Source organism: Salipiger sp. ABN3_019 (assembly GCF_056158605.1).
Genome location: NZ_JBSWTP010000009.1, coordinates 333,408 through 350,034 on the forward strand (window position 1 = coordinate 333,408; position 16,627 = coordinate 350,034).

A 16,627-nucleotide genomic window follows, 5' to 3' on the forward strand; every position below is an offset into this window, starting at 1 on the left:
TTTTGTTGCCGTGAAGGTCTGGCGCGGGCCCGGCCCGCGCCGGGGGTTCAGCTCGACACCTGCTCGCGCAGGATCGACGCGGTGAGCGAGATCATCAGATAGATGCCCGAGAAGATCAGGAACGCCAGAATGGTGTTCTCGAAGCTGCGCGGGTAGCTCGGGTCCTCAGAGGCCACCGGCTCGACCGAGGTGGTCAGGTATCGCGCCTGGCTGTCGGCATCGCGCCGCGCCTGCTCCAGCCGCTCCAGCGCGGTTTGCAGCATTAGATCGCGGGTCGCCAGATCGGCCTGCGCCAATTGGATCTGCACCGCCTTCTCGGCCAGCGAATCCTCGCCCGTGGTGGCGGTGTTCATCTGCGCGTTGAGGTCCTCGAGCAGCGCTTCGAGACGGCGCACATCACCGCGCGCACCCTCGACACGGCTGCTGTTGGGGCGGGCGTTGTCGAGCAGCGCCTGCAGGGTCAGCCGCTTCTCCTGAAGCTGCACTTCGATGTTGCTGATCTGCGTGCGCAGCGCCGCGATCCGGCCCTCGGGGTCGATCACCGACCCCTGCTGCTGCAGCCGCACCAGCTTTTCCTGCGCATCCTGACGTTCGGCCTGCGCCTCTTCGAGGCCGACCTCGGCGTCGGTCACCGCGTTCGAGCGCTTGCGCAGCGACAGGTTGTCCACGCGGTCCTCGGCGTATCCGATCAGCGCCCGGCTGAAGCGCGCCGCGGTCTCGGGATCGGCGGCTTGGATCTCCATCTTCACCACACCCTCGGTCGGGTCATAGCCGATGTCGATATTGCGCTCGTAGACGGCGAAGGCGTCCTCGGTCGAGGCATCCTCGTCAAGACGCTGGATCGGGTCGATCCACGCTTGCTGGTAATGCGACCGGAAGCCCTCGTCGCGGTCGAGCCGCAGCATGGCGTCCTTGGACATCAGGTAGCTTTGTACCGCGATCGCGTCCTGATTGGTGGCGAATTGCGTGCCCGAGAACAGGCTGCCCATGGAGGAGGCCGAGTTTTCGGCCTTGAGGATCAGGAACTCGGACTTGGTGGCATACATCGGCGTGGCGACCACATAGAAATAGTAGCCCGCGATCAGCGTCGGCAGCAGCACGAAGAAGGCCAGCCGGGTCAGCAGCAGCGCCATCTTCTTGCGGCGACGCTTGGCCAGTTCCTGCTGGATCTTCATGATCTCGGCGGCGCGGCGCTCTGCCGGGCTGGCGGTCTGGGTCGACGGCAGGTTGGTCTTGCCCGCCGGAACGGTCTGCGGCAGCTGGGTGCCGGGCTTGCGCCCATCGGGCTGCACGGCGGGCACAGCGGCCTGCGCAGCGGTGCCGCCACCGCCGCCCTGCCCTGCGCCACCGGCAGCCGCCTCGGGCACCACCAGTTCGAGCATGGTGCTGCGGCGGAACGGGTCGATCCCGCGGGCCCGCAGCAGGCGCACCGCATCATAGTCGGAAGCAGGCTCGAGCCCGTGTTTCTGCGCCACCCGGCGCGCGAGCCGCAGCTGGCGGCCGGTCAGCCCTTCGCTGCGGATCGCCTCGATATCGGTGGTGCCGGACTTCGGCGCGGCGTCGGACGGCGTCTGCGCCTTGGCCTCGCCGGACGCGGTGTTGGCGAACCGCGGCAGCCCCTCGGGCTTGGCCGGGGCGGCCTCGGGCATCTCCTCGGGACGCGCGGCTGCGGCGGTGTCGGGGCGGCGGATGCGGAATTTCTTAGCCTTGGGTTTCATAGTCATAGAGCTGTTTCGCTTCTTCCAAGGTTTCAAACTGGTGCAGCTTGCCGTCCATCAGGACCGCCGCCTTACGGGCAAATTTCTCGAGGATCGCCGGCTGGTGCGAGACGATCACGATGGTCGTGGTCCGCAATCGTTCGGCGAGAATCTCGCCGGCCTTACGGTTGAACTCGACGTCGGTCGAACTCGGCATCCCCTCGTCGATGAGATAGATGTCGAAATCCAGCGCCAGCATCAGCGAGAAGGTGAACCGCGCCTTCATCCCCGACGAGTACGTGCCGATCGGCTGGTCGAAATATTCGCCGAGCCCGCAAAGCCAGCGGCAGAACGCCTCGACATACTCGGGATCGAGCCCATACATCCGGGCGATGAACCGGGCGTTTTCACGCGCCGAGATCTTCGAGATCACGCCGCCCATGAAGCCGAGCGGAAAGGACACGCGCGATGTGCGGCGAATCTCGCCCTCATCGGGCTTTTCCAGCCCCGCCATCATGCGGATCAGCGTGGTCTTGCCAGTGCCATTGGGCGCGAGGATGCCGACGCTCTCGCCGAGCGACACTTGAAAGGACACACGGTCGAGGATCACCTTGCGGCGTTCTCCGGTCCAGAAGGACTTGCTGACCATGTCGAACTCGATCATCACCCACCCCTTTCGAGCGGCCTGCATACTACGGCCCTCGGGTTACGTGACGGTTATTTGGCGAATTAGGTCAGATTATGACCAAAATTTGCAACAACGCCATTCCATCTATGTCACTGATCCCGAAACCACATAAATCCTCGCCATCTGCGTGCGCGAACCTTGGTCGAATTGCGCTTTAAGCCCCTGACGAAGCATGTATGGTTCGCCTAGAACGAAGGACGGCAGGAGCCCATAGCGCATGAGCTACACACTTGGCCTCGCGACCATGGACAACAGCGCGGCCGCGCTCTTTCACGAGGGGCAACTCGTCGCCGCCGTAGAGAATGAGCGGCTGAGCCGGATCAAGAACGATGGTGGCTTCCCGTGGCTGGCGATCGACGAATGCCTCGCCATGGCGGGGATCACCGCCAACCAGATCGACCATATCGCCGTCTATTGGCAGCCGTGGCGCCTTGCCACGCGCGGCTTCGGCACCCTGCGCAAAATGGCGGGCTCGCCGCATGCGCGCAGCGCCATCGCGGCGCGGGCCCGGCAGATGTTTGTCAGCGCGCCCGACACGCCCGATGGCGAGGTTTCCGGTTCGTGGAGCGACCTTTTCCGCCTGCGCCGCCTGCTGCGCGACCGCTTTGGCCCCATCGCCGCGAAGATCAGCTTTCACGACCACCACCTGTGCCACCAGCTTTACGCCGAGGCGATGCGCGACTGGGATGATTTCGTCTCGCTCTCCTACGACGGCGGCGGCGAAGAGAACTCGACCGTGCTGCATGTGGTGCGGGACGGAAAGCGCGAGCTGATCTCGCGCCACCGCTGGCCCAATTCGCTGGGCCATTACTACAGCGTGTTCACCGGCTACCTCGGCTTCAAGATGCTCGAGGGCGAATACAAGATGATGGGGCTCGCGCCCTACGGCAAACCGGTCTATCGCGATGCTCTGCGGGAACGCGCGCTGCGCCTGCTCCCCGGTGGCCGCTATGCGCTCAACACGCGGCTGTGCGACTATCACGCCGCGCTGAAGGGCATCTTCCCCGACGAGATGGAGCGCCATTTCGGTCCGCGCCGCGCGCCGGATGCCGAGCCCGAGCAATGCCATGTGGATCTGGCGACCTCGGTGCAGCAGGTCCATGAGGATGCGGTGGAGCATCTGCTCGCCCCGCTGCGCGACAGCCACCCCGATCTGCGGCGGCTGGTCATTTCGGGCGGCTGCGCGCTCAACGTCACCGCCAACGGCAAGCTGCTGGCCAAGGGCGTCTTTGACGAGATCATCATCCCGCCCGCCCCGCATGACGCTGGCTGCGCCATCGGCGCGGCGATGGCCGACCTTGCCGCGCGCGGGATCAGCGGCGCACCAGAGCCGGTGCGCGCGCCCTATCTGGGCCGCGGCTACAGCGTGCCAGAGATCGAAAGCGCCATCGCCGCCGCGGGCCTGCCAGTGCCGGAAGCGTTGCCGGAGGATGCGCTGGTGAGCAACACCGCGCAGATGCTGGCGGACGGGCTGGTGATCGCGTGGTTTCAGGGCCGCAGCGAGTTCGGCCCCCGCGCGCTGGGATCGCGCAGCTTCCTTGCCGATCCGCGCCGCGACGAGATGCGCGAAGAGCTCAACCGCAAGATCAAGAAACGCGAGATCTTCCGCCCCTTCGCCCCGAGCGTCGCCGAGGAAGCCGCCAGCACCTTCTTTGAGATCGACCAGCCCAGCCCCTATATGAACATCGTTGCCCGCGTGCGCGACGACAAGGCCGAGGCGATTCCGGCAGTGACTCACGTGGATCAAACCGCCCGCGTGCACAGCGTCTCGGCGGCGGCCAACCCGCTTTATCACGCCCTGCTCACCCGCTTTGGCGCACTGACCGGCGTGCCGGTGCTGCTCAACACCTCGTTCAACATCCAAGAGCCCATCGTGCACAGCCCCGCCGACGCGCTGGCCACCTTCCGCGCCTCCGGCGTCGATGCGCTGGTGATCGGCCCCTATATCGTCACCCGCGAGGCGCTGGCATGACCGATCCCGACCTCTTCCTCAGCATCGACTTCGAAGATTTCGCCCATGATCTGAAACGCGATCTGGGGCTGTGGGAGACCGGGCCGCTGCGCGGTGACGCGCTTTGGGCCGGGTATGAAAGCATTGATGGCTTTCTGCGCGATCAGGGCGTGCGCGCCACCTTCTTCTGCACCGGGATCATCGCCGACCAACTGCCCGACCTGATCGGGCGCATCGCCGAAGACGGGCATGAGGTCGCCTGCCACTATTATTTCCACGACGAGTTGCGCAGCCAGTCCGCAGAAGAGGTCGAACACAACCTGCAGCGCGCCAAGGCCGCGCTGGAAGAGGCCGCCAACGCCCCGGTGCAGGGCTTCCGCGCCCCCAAGTTTCGCATCGAGAAATCGGACCCGGCGCAATACCGCGCGGTAGAGCGGCACTTCACCTATGATTCCTCGTTCTTTGCCGGAAGCCGCGGCGAGGTCCGCGCCTTTCGCAAGCGGATGGGGCTGACCACGCTGAAGCTGCTGCCGATCTACTCGGCGGCGCCCTTCGAAGGGCTGCCGGAGATGAAGCTCGGCGGCTCTTATCTCAAACTCTTCCCTGCCGCCTTCGCCGACCGGCTGCTTTCGGGCTGCGAGGATGCAGGCATGCCGCCGCACATCTATCTGCACCCCTATGAGTTCACCGCCGGCGGGGAGTTCCTGCTCAGCCGCGCCGAACGCGCGCCATTGGGCCGCCGAAGCGCCGCCTATTGGGGCCTGCGCCAGCATCAGTGGAGCACCATCGGCAACGCCGGGCTGAAGTCCAAGCTCGACCGCATCTGCCGCCGCCTCGGGCTCTATGGGCGGCTGAGCGACCACCTTGAGGCCGCCGAGGTCACCTAAGCGGCCCTGCTACTGGCGGCACCGCCCGCCAACGCCTACCTCTGTGCCATGTCTCAAAGCCTCAGCGCCCTTCACGCCCGCATCGCCGCCTGCCGCCTCTGCGCCGACCGCTTCGCCGCCACCGCCACCCGCCACGCGCCGCGCCCGGTGCCGTGGTTTCGCCCCGGTGCGCGGCTGCTGATTGCCGGGCAGGCACCAGGCATGCGGGTGCACACCTCCGGACGGCCCTTCAACGACCCTTCGGGCGACCGGCTGCGCGCGTGGCTCGGGCTTTCGGAAGAGGAGTTCTGGGATCAGAGCCGCGTCGCCATCGTGCCCATGGCCTTCTGCTTTCCCGGCTATGACGCCAAGGGCGCGGACCTGCCGCCGCCGCCCATCTGCCGCGCCACATGGCATGACCCGCTGTTCGACGCGCTCGGCCCGCTGCCGCTGCGGCTCTACGTTGGGGGCCACGCGCACCGCTATCACCTCGGCACGAAACGCGGCGTTACCGAGACCGTGGCGGGCTGGCGCGCGCATATGCCGGACGCCTGCCCCTTGCCCCATCCGTCTTGGCGCAATACGGCTTGGCTCAAACGCAATCCGTGGTTCGAGGACGAGCTTCTGCCGGTCCTGCGCGCCCGTGTCCGCGAGGTACTGACATGACCACCACACCGCTCGACGCCGCCCTTACCGCGATGGAAGCCGCGCCCGAGGACGACAACGCCCGCCTGCGCTTTTACGAGCGCCTCGCCGATGGCGAGCTTTATCTGCTGCTCACCAAGGAAATCGACGGCGCCCAGATCGAACCCGAGCTTTTCGACCTCGGCGATGCGCGCTTCGTGCTGGTTTTCGACCGCGAGGAGCGGCTGTCGCAATTCGTCGGGCGCGCCGCGCCCTATGCCGCGCTCTCGGGCCGCGCCGTGGCCAATATGCTCGCCGGTCAGGGCATCGGGCTGGCGGTGAACATCGAGGTCTCCGAGGCCTCAACCCTGCTGCCCCCCGAGGCGGTGGACTGGCTGGCGGCAACGCTTGGCCACGGCCCTTCGGAAAGCGAGGCGCGCATCGAGGAGGTGTCGCAGCCCGGCGGCCTGCCCGAGGCGCTGCTGCAGGCGCTCGACACCAAGCTGGCCACCGCCGCGGGCTTCGCGCGCTGCGCATGGCTGGCGGGTGCCAGCTATGAGGGCGGCGGGCGCGGGCATATCCTCGCCTTTGCAGGCACGCTCCCCGGTGCCGAGGACGCACTGGCGCGCGCAGTGAACGAAGCGCTGGTGTTTTCCGGCATCGAGGCCGGGGCGCTCGACGTGATCTTCCTGCGCGACAGCGATGAGCTTGCCGCCAGCCTCACCCGCGTCGGCCTGCGCTTTGACCTGCCACAGATCGAAGAGCCCGCGCGTGTGGAGCGCATCGCCCCCGGATCCGACCCCGACAGCCCGCCGATCCTGCGCTGAGCCTCCGGCGCGTCAAAGGCGCCCGCTACAGACCAAGCTCCTCGCGCAGCGTCGGCAGTGTGTCGCCGGGCGCGGGGCACGCCTCCCAGACCGCGCGCCCGATGGCCCGCGCAAGGCACAGGCTGGCCGCGTGGCCGATCTGCGCCAGCTGCAGCGAAGGCTCGATCAGCGCCTGCCGCCCGGTGGCGCAGGCGAAAACCAGATCGCCATCCATCGGCGAATGCGCCGGGTGGATCGCCCGCCCGATCCCATTCTGCGCTGCCACCGCCATGCGATGCGCCTGCGCCTTGTCGAGTTGCGCATCCGTGGCAACCACCGCGATCGTGGTGTTCCCGAGCGCCGCCATTGCCCCGACCTTACGGCTCTGCGGCATGTCGTGAAAACCCTTCGCCGGCTCGGTGCCGAGGCCGCCGAACTCGTCGCCCATCTCGAAAGGCGCGGCCCAGAAATGGCGCCCCGAGGGGGTCATCACGCTGCCCATCGGGTTCACCGCCACCAGCGCGCCGACGGTGAGACCGCCCTCCAGCACCATCGAGGCCGAGCCCAGCCCGCCCTTGTGCTGCGCGGTCTGCGCGCCGCAGCCTGCCCCGCGCGAGCCCAGCCGGAACTCGGTTCCGGCATTGGCCAGCGCCTGCCGCCCCAGCGCGGGATAGGGGTTCACCCCCCAGTGCTTGTCGCCGCCGTTGAGCAGGTCAAAAAGGATCGCCGCGGGCACAATCGGCACGCGGGCCGAGAACACCTCAAAGCCGCGCCCCTCTTCGTGCAGCGCATCCATCACCCCCTGCGCCGCCGCCAGCCCGAAGGCGCTGCCGCCCGCAAGCACCAGCGCATCCACCCCCGGCGCGGTCTTGTCCGGCGCCAGAAGGTCGGTCTCGCGCGTGCCGGGCGCGCCGCCCATGACCGAGACGGAGGCCACCATCGGCGCCTCTGCGGTCACCACCGACACGCCGGACTTGAGCAGCGAATCCTCGGCATTGCCGACCCTGAGGCCGGGGACATCGGTGATCAGATTGAGGGGACCGGGTCGCATGAAACCACTCCTTGCAGCCACTGGTTGATAATTTGCTGCGCTGCAGCAAAAAACAAGGGCGCCCGCTGTCGCAGGCGCGCCTTTGCGTATTTAGCGAACAATGAAAGGCCTTATGCCGCCGATGGCCTGCTGAAAAGGGCCCGTGAAAGGCACCGGTCCGTCTTCTTCTCTTTCAAAATACGCCGGGGGAGTCGCGGCGCAGCCGCGGCGGGGGCAGCGCCCCCACCGACGCCGCCTTCAGATGCAGCGCCCGCCGTCCACTTCCATGCACACGCCGGTCACCAGCGAGGCCTCGTCCGAGCAGAGATACAGCGCCGCGTTGGCCAGATCCTCGGGGGTCGAGAAGCGCCCCATGGGGATGGTCGAGAGGAACTTCTCGCGCATTTCCGGCGTGTCCTCGCCCATGAAGCTCTTGAGCAGCGGCGTGTCGCCCGCCACCGGGTTCAGCGCGTTGACCCGCACGCCGAAGGGGGCCAGCTCGATCGCCATGGCGCGCGTCGCGGTGATCATCCAGCCCTTCGAGGCGTTGTACCAGTTGAGCTTGGGTCGCGGCGAAACGCCCGCCGTCGACGCGATGTTGAGGATCGCGCCCGCGCCGCGCTCTTTCATCCCCGCCACGAGCGCGCGGGAGGTGAGATAGACCGACTTGCAGTTCACCGCCCAAACCTTGTCGAAATCCGCCTCGCTGATCTCTTCCATGAAGCCCGGCAGATGCGTCACCCCGGCGTTGTTCACCAGAATGTCGACCCGGCCCAGTTCGGCCCCGGCGCGCAGCGCCATCTCCTCGACCGAGGCACCGTCGGCCACATTCACCTCATGCGCCACGCCGCCGAACTCGGACGCCACCTCCATGGCGCCCTCCATGTTGATGTCGGCGACCATCACCCGCGCCCCCTCTGCCGCGAAGCGCCGCGCGATGCCCGCGCCAAAGCCCGAGCCCGCGCCGGTCACGATGGCGGTTTTCCCGTCCAGTCTCATTCCTGTCTCCTCCCTCAAATCCTCTGGTGCCGCGCGCAGCCCTGTCCTGCAACCGCAGGCTTAGCCGTGATGCGCCGCCACTGTCTTCAGCACCGAGAAACCATACAGCGCCTCGAAGCCCTTCTCGCGCCCGTGACCGGACTTGCCGACCCCGCCGAAGGGCAGCTCTACCCCGCCCCCGGCCCCGTAGTTGTTCAGGAAGACCTGCCCGGCCTTCAGTTTCTTCGCCAGCCGCATCTGCCGCGCGCCGTCGCGGGTCCAGACGCTGGCGACGAGCCCGTACTCGGTGCCATTGGCGATGCGCAGCGCCTCGGCCTCGTCGTCGAAGGGGATGATCACCTGCACCGGGCCAAAAACCTCGTCCTGCGCCAGCGCGTGATCCGCCGGAACAGGGCCATAGAGGCAAGGCGCCACGTAATGCCCGCCTTCGGGCAGCCCCTCGGCCAGTCGCGCGCGCGCCAGCACCGGCAGGTCGGCGCCCTGCTCCAGGAACCCCTCGACCCGGCGCTTCTGGGTTGCGTTGATCAGCGGGCCAATGTCGCGGTCCTCCATGGCGGGGCCGACGAGTTTCGCCTCATAGGCGGCGGCCATGCGGGTCATCACCTCGTCCAGCACCTCACGCTGCACGAGGATGCGCGAGGAGGCCGAGCAGGTCTGCCCGGCGTTCTGCAGCCCGGCATTCACCAAGAACGGCAGCGCCGCATCGAGATCGGCATCGGCAAAGACCAGCTGCGGGGATTTGCCGCCCAGTTCCAGCGTCACCGGGATCACATTGTCCGACGCCGCGCGCTGCACGGCGGCGCCGGTGGCGACCGAGCCGGTGAAGCTCATGTGCTGCACGCCGGGATGCGACGACAGCGCCGCCCCCGCCTCGGACCCCAGCCCCGGCACCACGTTGAGCGCCCCCGCCGGAAGCCCCGCCTGCTGCGCCAGATCGGCGAAATGCAGCGCGGTCAGACAGGCGTCTTCGGCCGGTTTCAGCACGCAGGCATTGCCCATGGCGAGCGCCGCACCGACCGAGCGGCCGATGATCTGCATCGGGTAATTCCACGGCACGATATGGCCCGTGACCCCATGCGGCTCGCGCAGCGTGTAGACCGTGTAGCCGTCGAGATAGGGAATGGTCTCGCCGTGGATCTTGTCCGCCGCGCCACCGTAGAATTCGCAATAACGCGCCAGCGCCACCGCATCGGCCCGCGCCTGGCTGAGCGGCTTGCCCACGTCCTGCGCCTCGATCCGGGCGAGCATGTCGACATTTTCGAGCACCAGCAAACCGATACGGGTGAGGATGCGCCCGCGCTCCAGCGCGGTCATCGCGCCCCATTCGCCGTCAAGCGCCGCCTGCGCTGCGGCCACGGCCTCGTCGATCTCTGTCTTGCCGCCGCGGGCGATGCGTCCGATTTCCTCGCCCGTGGACGGATCGCTCAGCGGCAGCGTGTCCGCGGTCTCGCGCCATGTGCCGCCAATAAGCACGCGGGCGCTGTCAAAGGGGCTCCCCTCCGGCATCGTCATCTCCTCCCATCTCCGGCGCCGGCAATCGCGGCGCCGCCTCCATGAGAGATTTGGTATACCAGTGCTGGGGATTGTCAAACACGTCGCTTGTGTCGCCGCGCTCGACGATCTCGCCTTCGCGCATCACCAGCACCCGGTCGGTGATACCGCGCACCACCGAAAGATCATGGCTGACGAAGAGATAGCTGAGGCCCCGCGCGCGCGACAGATCCGCCACCAGATCGAGGATCTGCGCCCGCACCCGCACGTCGAGCGCCGAGACCGCCTCGTCGAAGATCACCAGCTCGGGCTCGATGATCAGCGCGCGGGCGATGGCGATGCGCTGGCGCTGCCCGCCCGAGAAAGCGTGGATCGGCGCCTCGGCGTGCTCGGGCTTCAGCCCCACGGCAGTGAGCGCCCCGGCGATGGCCGCCTGCCGCGCCGCGCCTTTGGGCGGGTCCGGCAGCAGGTGGAAGGGCTCGGCGATGATCCGGCCGACGCTGTGGCGCGGGTTGAACGAGCCATAGGGGTCCTGAAACACCACCTGCACGCGGCGGCGTATCTCTGGGTCGGATTTTCCATGCGAGAGGATCGGCTTGCCGTCGAGGGTGATCTGCCCTTCCTGCAACGGCTCCAGCCCGAGGATTGCGCGGCTGAGCGTGGACTTGCCGCAGCCCGACTCGCCCACGAGGCCGACCCTTTCGCCGCGGCGGATGTCGAAACTGACGCCTTTCACCGCGCGAAACTGCCCGCGCGGCGCAAAGAGGCGCTGGCGCGGCAGCGGATAGGCGCGCACCGCATCCGCAACGCTCAGCATCGTCTCGCCCGCCGGGACCGGCGCAAGCTCGGGCTGATGCCGCGACGCTTCGAAGAGCTGGCGGGTGTAGGGATGCCGCTGCTCGGTCAGGACCTCTCGCGTGGGGCCCTGCTCGACGATGCGGCCCTCGTTCATCACCGCGATCCGGTCGGCCATGCCCGCCACCACCGCAAGATCATGGGTGATCATCAGCAGGCCCATGCCCTCCTCGCGCACCAGACCGGTGAGCAGGTCGAGGATCTGCGCCTGCGTGGTCACATCGAGGGCGGTGGTGGGCTCGTCGGCGATCAGCAGCTTCGGGCGCAGCGCGATGGCCATGGCGATGCCGACGCGCTGGCGCTGGCCGCCAGACAGCTCATGCGGGTAGCGCGTGGGCGGGATGCGCGCAGGGTCGAGCCCGACGCGGGCCATCACCTCGGCGGCACGGGCACGGGCGGCGTCGCGCGGCATGGCCTTGTGGATCAGGATCGTCTCCATCACCTGATCGCCAATGCGCTGGACCGGGTTGAGCGCGGTCATCGGCTCCTGAAACACCATCCCCACCTCGCGCCCGCGCAGGGCGCAGAGTTCGCGCTCGGGCAGGGTCAGAAGGTCTTGGCCCTGCAGCAGCAACTGACCAGAGGTCTCGGCTCGCTCGGGCAAAAGGCCGATGGCCGCAAGCGCGGTCATCGATTTGCCGGAACCGGACTCGCCGGTCAGGGCGAGGATCTCGCCGGGCTGCAGGCGCAGCGAGACGCCCTGCAGGATGGGGATTCCGGTGATGGAGAGGGTCAGGTCTCGGGTTTCCAGCAGCGCCTGTGCTGCCTGCCGGACCGGGGGCGCTGCCCCCGGACCCCCGGGATATTTTGGTCTAGACGAAGTCATCATGCGCGCGAAGGTCTCAGGCGGGGGTCGAGCGCGTCGCGCAGCCCGTCGCCGAGCAGGTTGAGGCCGAGCACGGTCAGCACGATGGCGAGCCCCGGCACGATGGCCACATGCGGCGCCAGCGCCACCATGGTCTGCGCATCGGCCAGCATGCGACCCCAGCTGGGCACCGGCGGCTGCGCGCCGAGACCGACGTAGGAGAGACCGGCCTCTGCAAGGATGCCCAGCGAAAACTGGATGGTGCCCTGCACGATCAGCAGGTTGGCGAGGTTGGGCAGGATGTGCTCGAAGCTGATGCGCGGCGCGCCCTTTCCGGCGACGCGGGCGGCGAGGATGAACTCGCGGCGCCAGAAGCTCAACGCCGCGCCGCGGGTCAGCCGGGCGAAGACCGGGATGTTGAAGATGCCGATGGCGAGGATCGCGTTGAGCGCCCCAGGTCCGAAGATCGCGGTGATCAGGATCGCGATGACCAGCGAGGGGAAGGCGAAGATCAGATCATTGGTCCGCATCACCAGCTCGTCGAGCCAGCCGCCCTGCCGCGCGGCGGCGGCAAGGCCCAGCGGCACGCCGAGCCCCATGCCCAGCCCAACCGCCACCAACGCCACCGCCAGCGAGGTGCGCGCGCCGGTCATGATCATGCTCAGCATGTCGCGGCCCAGATGATCGGTGCCCAGCAGATGGCTGGCCGAGGGCGGCTGCAGCCGGGCGGCGATATTCACCGTCTCGACGTCGCCGGGGGTCCAGAGGAAGGACAGCAGCGCCGCGCCCGCAAAAGTGAGGGTCAGCGCGGCGCCGAGGATCAGCGAGGGTCTCATCTTGCGCGCCTCAGTCTTGGATCGACCAGCGCATAGGCCATATCGGTCAGGAAATTCACCGCGATCACCGCGAAGACCAGCAGCATGACCACCGATTCGACCACGATGAGGTCGCGCTGGGTGATCGACTGGAAGATCAGCCGCCCGAGACCCGGCAGAAAGAACACCTGCTCGATGATGATCGCCCCCGCCAGCAAAAAGGAGAACTGCAGCCCGAGGATCGTCAGCACCGGGATGAGCGCATTGCGCAGCCCGTGCCGCCACAGCGCCTGCCGCCGCGAGAGCCCCTTGGCGCGGGCGGTGCGGATGAAATCCTCGGACAGGATGTCTATGAGAGAACTGCGCGTGATCCGCGCGAGGATCGCCGCCTGCGGCAGCGCCAGCGCCACCGCCGGAAGGGTCAGCGATTTCAGCGCCAGCAGCGGGTCGTCCCAGCCGGGAAACCCGCCCGCGCTGAACCAGCGCAGCTTCAGCGCAAAGAGCAGCACCAGCAGCATGGCGAACCAGAAGTTGGGGATGGCGATGCCAAGCTGCGTGGCGCCAATGACACCGGCATCGCCCGGCTTGCCGCGGCGGGCGGCAGCGTAAATCCCGGCGGGGAAGGCGATGAGCACCGAAAGCGCCAGCGCGTAGAGCGCCAGCGGCAGCGACACGATGATCCGGTCCGCCACCATCTGCGCGACGGGGGTGCGATAGGTATAGGAGGTGCCGAAATCGCCCGAGAGCATGCCGCCGAGCCACGACAGGTAGCGCTGCCATTTCGGCAGATCGAGCCCAAGCTCGCTGCGCAGCGCCGCCACCGTGTCGGGCTGCGCGTTCATGCCCAGCATGTAACTGGCCGGATCACCCGGGGCGACCTCGACCACAAGGAAGATGACCAGCGACGCCGCCAGAAGCGAAAGCGCCAGCGCGGTCAGACGTTTGAGCGCATAGGCAAGCATGGGGGCACGTTATGCGGCAGGCAAGGCGCGGTCCAGCGGTCGCGCGCTCATTGCTGGATCAATTCCAGCGGGTCGTAGCCGAAGCCTCTGCCCCATGCCACATGCGGCAGGCTGTCGGGTTTGAAGCGCAGCGCCTGCATCTCGTCGCGGGTGACGAAACGGCGCTCGGTCACCACGCCCTCGGGGTCTTGCCAGCCGTGGTCGATCACCCCGGCGTCGATGCGGCAGCGAAAGAAGATCTCGACCTGATGAAAGCCGCTCTTGGGGTCATGGAACTCGTTCACCAGACAGGGCGGGCCGACCTTCACCTCCAGCCCGGTTTCCTCGCGCAGCTCGCGGGCGAGGTTCTCGGGCAGCGAGGCACCGGGTTCGACGCCGCCGCCCGGGGCACACCACAGATCGCTGGTGCCGCCGGGCCATGCGTTAACCAGCAGCAGGCGGTCCTCGTGCAGCAGCACGGCGCGGGCGGCGAGGCGGGGAGATTTCTGCATGGGGCTGCCTGTCCTTTTGCCCCTTTCATAGGGCCGGGCGGGCGCGTATCTCAAGCGCCGAGCCCGCCCCGCCCTCACATCTCCATCGAAAGGTCCCTGCCCCGTGCTCGATCTGTGCTTCCAAAACGCCCGCACCCTGCGCCCCGAGGGCTGGAGCGATGCGCCGCTCTCCATCTGCGGCGGGCTGCTGCACGCGGGCGCGGCGGGCAAGCCGGTGGACCTGTCGGGCTTTGAGGTGCTGCCGGGCATCGTCGATGCCCATGGCGATGGGTTCGAGCGGCACATGGCACCGCGCCGGGGCGCGCTGCGCGAGCGCGAGAGCGGTGTGCTGGCCTGCGCCTCGGAACTGGCCGCCTGCGGCATCACCACCGCCGCGCTGGCGCAGTTCTGGTCGTGGGAAGGCGGGATGCGCGGGCCGGAGTTCGCCGAGGAGGTTTTTGCCGCGGTCTCGGAGGTGGCACCGACGGTGCCCGTGGACCTGCGCCTGCAGCTGCGGCTCGAGACGCATTTCCTTGATGGTTTTACCGGGGCCGAGGAAGCGGTGGCGCGCTGGGGCATCTCTTATGTGGTGTTCAACGATCATCTGCCGCACCAGCGGCTGGCAGAGGGCCGCAAGCCGCCGCGGCTCACCGGGCAGGCGCTCAAGAGTGGCCGCAGCCCCGAGGCGCATCTGGCGCTGATGATGGGTCTGCACGAACGCGGCGACGAGGTGCCGGGCGCGCTGGATGCGCTCGCTGCCCGTCTGGCGGCGCGCGGCGTGACCATGGGCAGCCATGACGACCGCACCGCCGCGGGCCGCGCCGACTGGCGCAACCGCGGCGCGCGCGTGTCGGAATTCCCCGAGACGGTGGAGGCGGCGCAGGCGGCGCGCGAGGCTGGCGACTTCATCGTGCTGGGCGCGCCCAATGTGGTGCGCGGCGCGAGCCATGCGGGCAATGTCTCGGCACTCGATCTGGTGGGCATGGGCCTGTGCGACGCGCTGGCCTCGGATTACCACTACCCCGCCCCGGCGCGCGCCGCGTGGCGCTGTGTCGAACTTGGGCTGCTGGACGAGGCGGCGGCGTGGCGGCTGGTCTCGGAAGGGCCGGCGCGGCTTCTGGGACTTACCGACCGGGGCCGGATCGAGGATGGGCTGCGCGCCGATCTGATCATCCGCGAGCAGGCGACGCGGCGCATCGTGGCGACCCTCGCCGGGGGGCGCGTGGCCTATATGTCGGGGGATGTGGCCGGGCGCTTCTTCAGCTGAAGCGCCCGCCCCGCTCCGTCAAAGGGCTCAGCCGCCGCGCACGATGCGGTTGACGTGACCCATCTTGCGGCCCGGCTTGGCTTCGGCCTTGCCATAAAGGTGCAGCGCGGTGTCTGTCTCGCGCAGCAGTTCCGGCACGCGGTCCATATCGGCACCGATGAGGTTTTCCATCTGCACGTCGCTGTGGCGCGCGCCGTCACCCAGCGGCAGGCCCGCGACCGCGCGGATGTGCTGCTCGAACTGGTCGACGGTGCAGCCGTTCTGCGTCCAATGGCCCGAGTTATGCACCCGCGGCGCGATCTCATTGACCACCAGCCCGTCGGGGCAGACGAACAGCTCGACGCCCATGACGCCGACGTACTCGAGCGCATTGAGGATGCGGCCCGCCAGCAGGATGGCGTCCTGACGGTGCGCCGGGGTGAGACGCGCGGGCACGGTGGTGGTGCGCAGGATGCCGTCGCGGTGCACATTCTCGCCGGGATCGAAGCAGGCAACCTCGCCGTCCACGCCGCGCGCGGCGATCACCGAGACCTCATGGCTGAACTCGACGAAGCCTTCGAGGACCGACGGCGCGCCCTGCATCGCCTCGAATGCGTCGGCGGCATCGTCCTTGGACTTGATCCGCGCCTGCCCCTTGCCGTCGTAGCCGAAGCGGCGGGTCTTGAGGATGCCCGGCGTGCCAATGAGCTCGAGCGCGTTATTGAGATCCTCGGCGGTGTCCACAGCGGCGAAAGGCGCGGTGCGCAGCCCGAGATCACGCAGGAACTCCTTTTCGGTCATCCGGTCCTGACTGACCCGCAGCGCCTCGCGGCCGGGGCGGATCGGGCGCAGCGCCTGCAGCGTGTCGAGCGCCTCGGTGGGGATGTTCTCGAACTCATAGGTGATCACGTCCACCGCTTCGGCAAAGCGGGTCAGCGCCGGTTTGTCGTCATAGGCGGCGGTGGTCACCGCATCGGCCACGTGACCGGCAGGAGGCTGAGCGCCCGGCTCGAAGATATGCGTGCGATAGCCGAGGCGGCTGGCCGCGACGGAGAGCATCCGTCCCAGCTGTCCTCCGCCGAGAATGCCGATGGTTGCACCTTGGGGAAGAGCGTCAGACATGGGGGCCTCCGTTGCGCGGTTCGGGGTTTTGCCGCTTTTCCTGCGGATTGGCGCCGCTTGCAACACCCGTTTGTATGGCGCGGTGCCGGAGTGCGCCCATGAGACCTCACCACATGCGCCGGTGCCAGCCGGGCGGGCGCTGGCCCGTGGGGTGGCGCGACTTGGATTGAGGTCTGCGCTTTATGCCGACAAAACCCGGA

General features: G+C 68.1%; 15 protein-coding genes. 5 read left to right on the forward strand and 10 right to left on the reverse strand.

Features of this window, described 5'->3' with window-relative positions; all coding sequences use genetic code 11:
* Positions 1–47: 47 nt before the first annotated feature.
* Positions 48–1,724, reverse strand: coding sequence for a KpsE/RkpR family capsule polysaccharide export protein (locus ACXAD2_RS09745; protein ID WP_475169386.1), 1,677 nt, complete (start codon positions 1,722–1,724; stop codon positions 48–50).
* A complete protein-coding gene (locus tag ACXAD2_RS09750) occupies positions 1,702–2,361 on the reverse strand; it encodes an ABC transporter ATP-binding protein (RefSeq protein ID WP_475169387.1) in 660 nt (219 codons plus the stop codon). Before ACXAD2_RS09750 ends, ACXAD2_RS09745 begins: the two co-directional genes overlap by 23 nt.
* A gap of 241 nt (positions 2,362–2,602) precedes the next feature.
* On the opposite strand from ACXAD2_RS09750, the gene ACXAD2_RS09755 reads away from it, so the two are divergent.
* The 4 genes from ACXAD2_RS09755 to ACXAD2_RS09770 are packed head-to-tail and all read left to right on the forward strand — an operon-like array spanning position 2,603 to position 6,653.
* Positions 2,603–4,357 carry a carbamoyltransferase family protein gene (locus ACXAD2_RS09755; RefSeq protein ID WP_475169388.1) on the forward strand — a complete coding sequence of 585 codons (1,755 nt, stop codon included), beginning with the start codon at positions 2,603–2,605 and terminating at the stop codon, positions 4,355–4,357.
* Positions 4,354–5,223 carry a polysaccharide deacetylase family protein gene (locus ACXAD2_RS09760; protein WP_475169390.1) on the forward strand — a complete coding sequence of 290 codons (870 nt, stop codon included), beginning with the start codon at positions 4,354–4,356 and terminating at the stop codon, positions 5,221–5,223. Before ACXAD2_RS09755 ends, ACXAD2_RS09760 begins: the two co-directional genes overlap by 4 nt.
* 48 nt (positions 5,224–5,271) lie before the next feature.
* Positions 5,272–5,868, forward strand: a complete 597-nt coding sequence (locus ACXAD2_RS09765; RefSeq protein WP_164178855.1) for a uracil-DNA glycosylase family protein — start codon at positions 5,272–5,274, stop codon at positions 5,866–5,868.
* Complete coding sequence (locus ACXAD2_RS09770; RefSeq protein ID WP_066102799.1) at positions 5,865–6,653, forward strand: SseB family protein; 789 nt, start codon at positions 5,865–5,867, stop codon at positions 6,651–6,653. The genes ACXAD2_RS09765 and ACXAD2_RS09770 overlap by 4 nt, the downstream gene beginning before the upstream one ends.
* Before the next feature lie 25 nt (positions 6,654–6,678).
* On the opposite strand, the gene ACXAD2_RS09775 is transcribed toward ACXAD2_RS09770, so the two are convergent.
* From ACXAD2_RS09775 to ACXAD2_RS09805, 7 genes are all read right to left on the reverse strand, one after another.
* Positions 6,679–7,683 (reverse strand): P1 family peptidase, encoded by a 1,005-nt coding sequence (locus ACXAD2_RS09775; protein ID WP_475169395.1) that lies wholly within the window; start codon positions 7,681–7,683, stop codon positions 6,679–6,681.
* Between the two features lie 237 nt (positions 7,684–7,920).
* On the reverse strand, positions 7,921–8,661 hold the full coding sequence (locus ACXAD2_RS09780; RefSeq protein ID WP_224901600.1) for an SDR family oxidoreductase: 741 nt from the start codon (positions 8,659–8,661) through the stop codon (positions 7,921–7,923).
* Positions 8,662–8,721: 60 nt separating this feature from the next.
* Entirely contained in the window at positions 8,722–10,167 is a 1,446-nt protein-coding gene (locus ACXAD2_RS09785) for an aldehyde dehydrogenase family protein (RefSeq protein WP_475169397.1), read from the reverse strand.
* Positions 10,145–11,833, reverse strand: a complete 1,689-nt coding sequence (locus ACXAD2_RS09790; RefSeq protein ID WP_475174808.1) for a dipeptide ABC transporter ATP-binding protein — start codon at positions 11,831–11,833, stop codon at positions 10,145–10,147. Before ACXAD2_RS09790 ends, ACXAD2_RS09785 begins: the two co-directional genes overlap by 23 nt.
* On the reverse strand, positions 11,833–12,648 hold the full coding sequence (locus tag ACXAD2_RS09795; protein ID WP_475169399.1) for an ABC transporter permease: 816 nt from the start codon (positions 12,646–12,648) through the stop codon (positions 11,833–11,835). Before ACXAD2_RS09795 ends, ACXAD2_RS09790 begins: the two co-directional genes overlap by 1 nt.
* Positions 12,645–13,589, reverse strand: a complete 945-nt coding sequence (locus ACXAD2_RS09800) for an ABC transporter permease (RefSeq protein ID WP_475169400.1) — start codon at positions 13,587–13,589, stop codon at positions 12,645–12,647. The genes ACXAD2_RS09795 and ACXAD2_RS09800 overlap by 4 nt, the downstream gene beginning before the upstream one ends.
* Before the next feature lie 47 nt (positions 13,590–13,636).
* Positions 13,637–14,080: an NUDIX domain-containing protein gene (locus ACXAD2_RS09805; RefSeq protein ID WP_475169402.1), complete on the reverse strand. Its 444-nt coding sequence runs from the start codon at positions 14,078–14,080 to the stop codon at positions 13,637–13,639.
* A gap of 103 nt (positions 14,081–14,183) precedes the next feature.
* On the opposite strand from ACXAD2_RS09805, the gene ACXAD2_RS09810 reads away from it, so the two are divergent.
* Positions 14,184–15,326 (forward strand): alpha-D-ribose 1-methylphosphonate 5-triphosphate diphosphatase, encoded by a 1,143-nt coding sequence (locus tag ACXAD2_RS09810; protein WP_475169405.1) that lies wholly within the window; start codon positions 14,184–14,186, stop codon positions 15,324–15,326.
* Positions 15,327–15,353: 27 nt separating this feature from the next.
* Here the strand turns inward: ACXAD2_RS09810 and ACXAD2_RS09815 are convergent, their stop codons facing one another.
* On the reverse strand, positions 15,354–16,427 hold the full coding sequence (locus tag ACXAD2_RS09815) for a 5-(carboxyamino)imidazole ribonucleotide synthase (protein WP_475169407.1): 1,074 nt from the start codon (positions 16,425–16,427) through the stop codon (positions 15,354–15,356).
* Between the last annotated feature and the right edge of the window lie 200 nt (positions 16,428–16,627).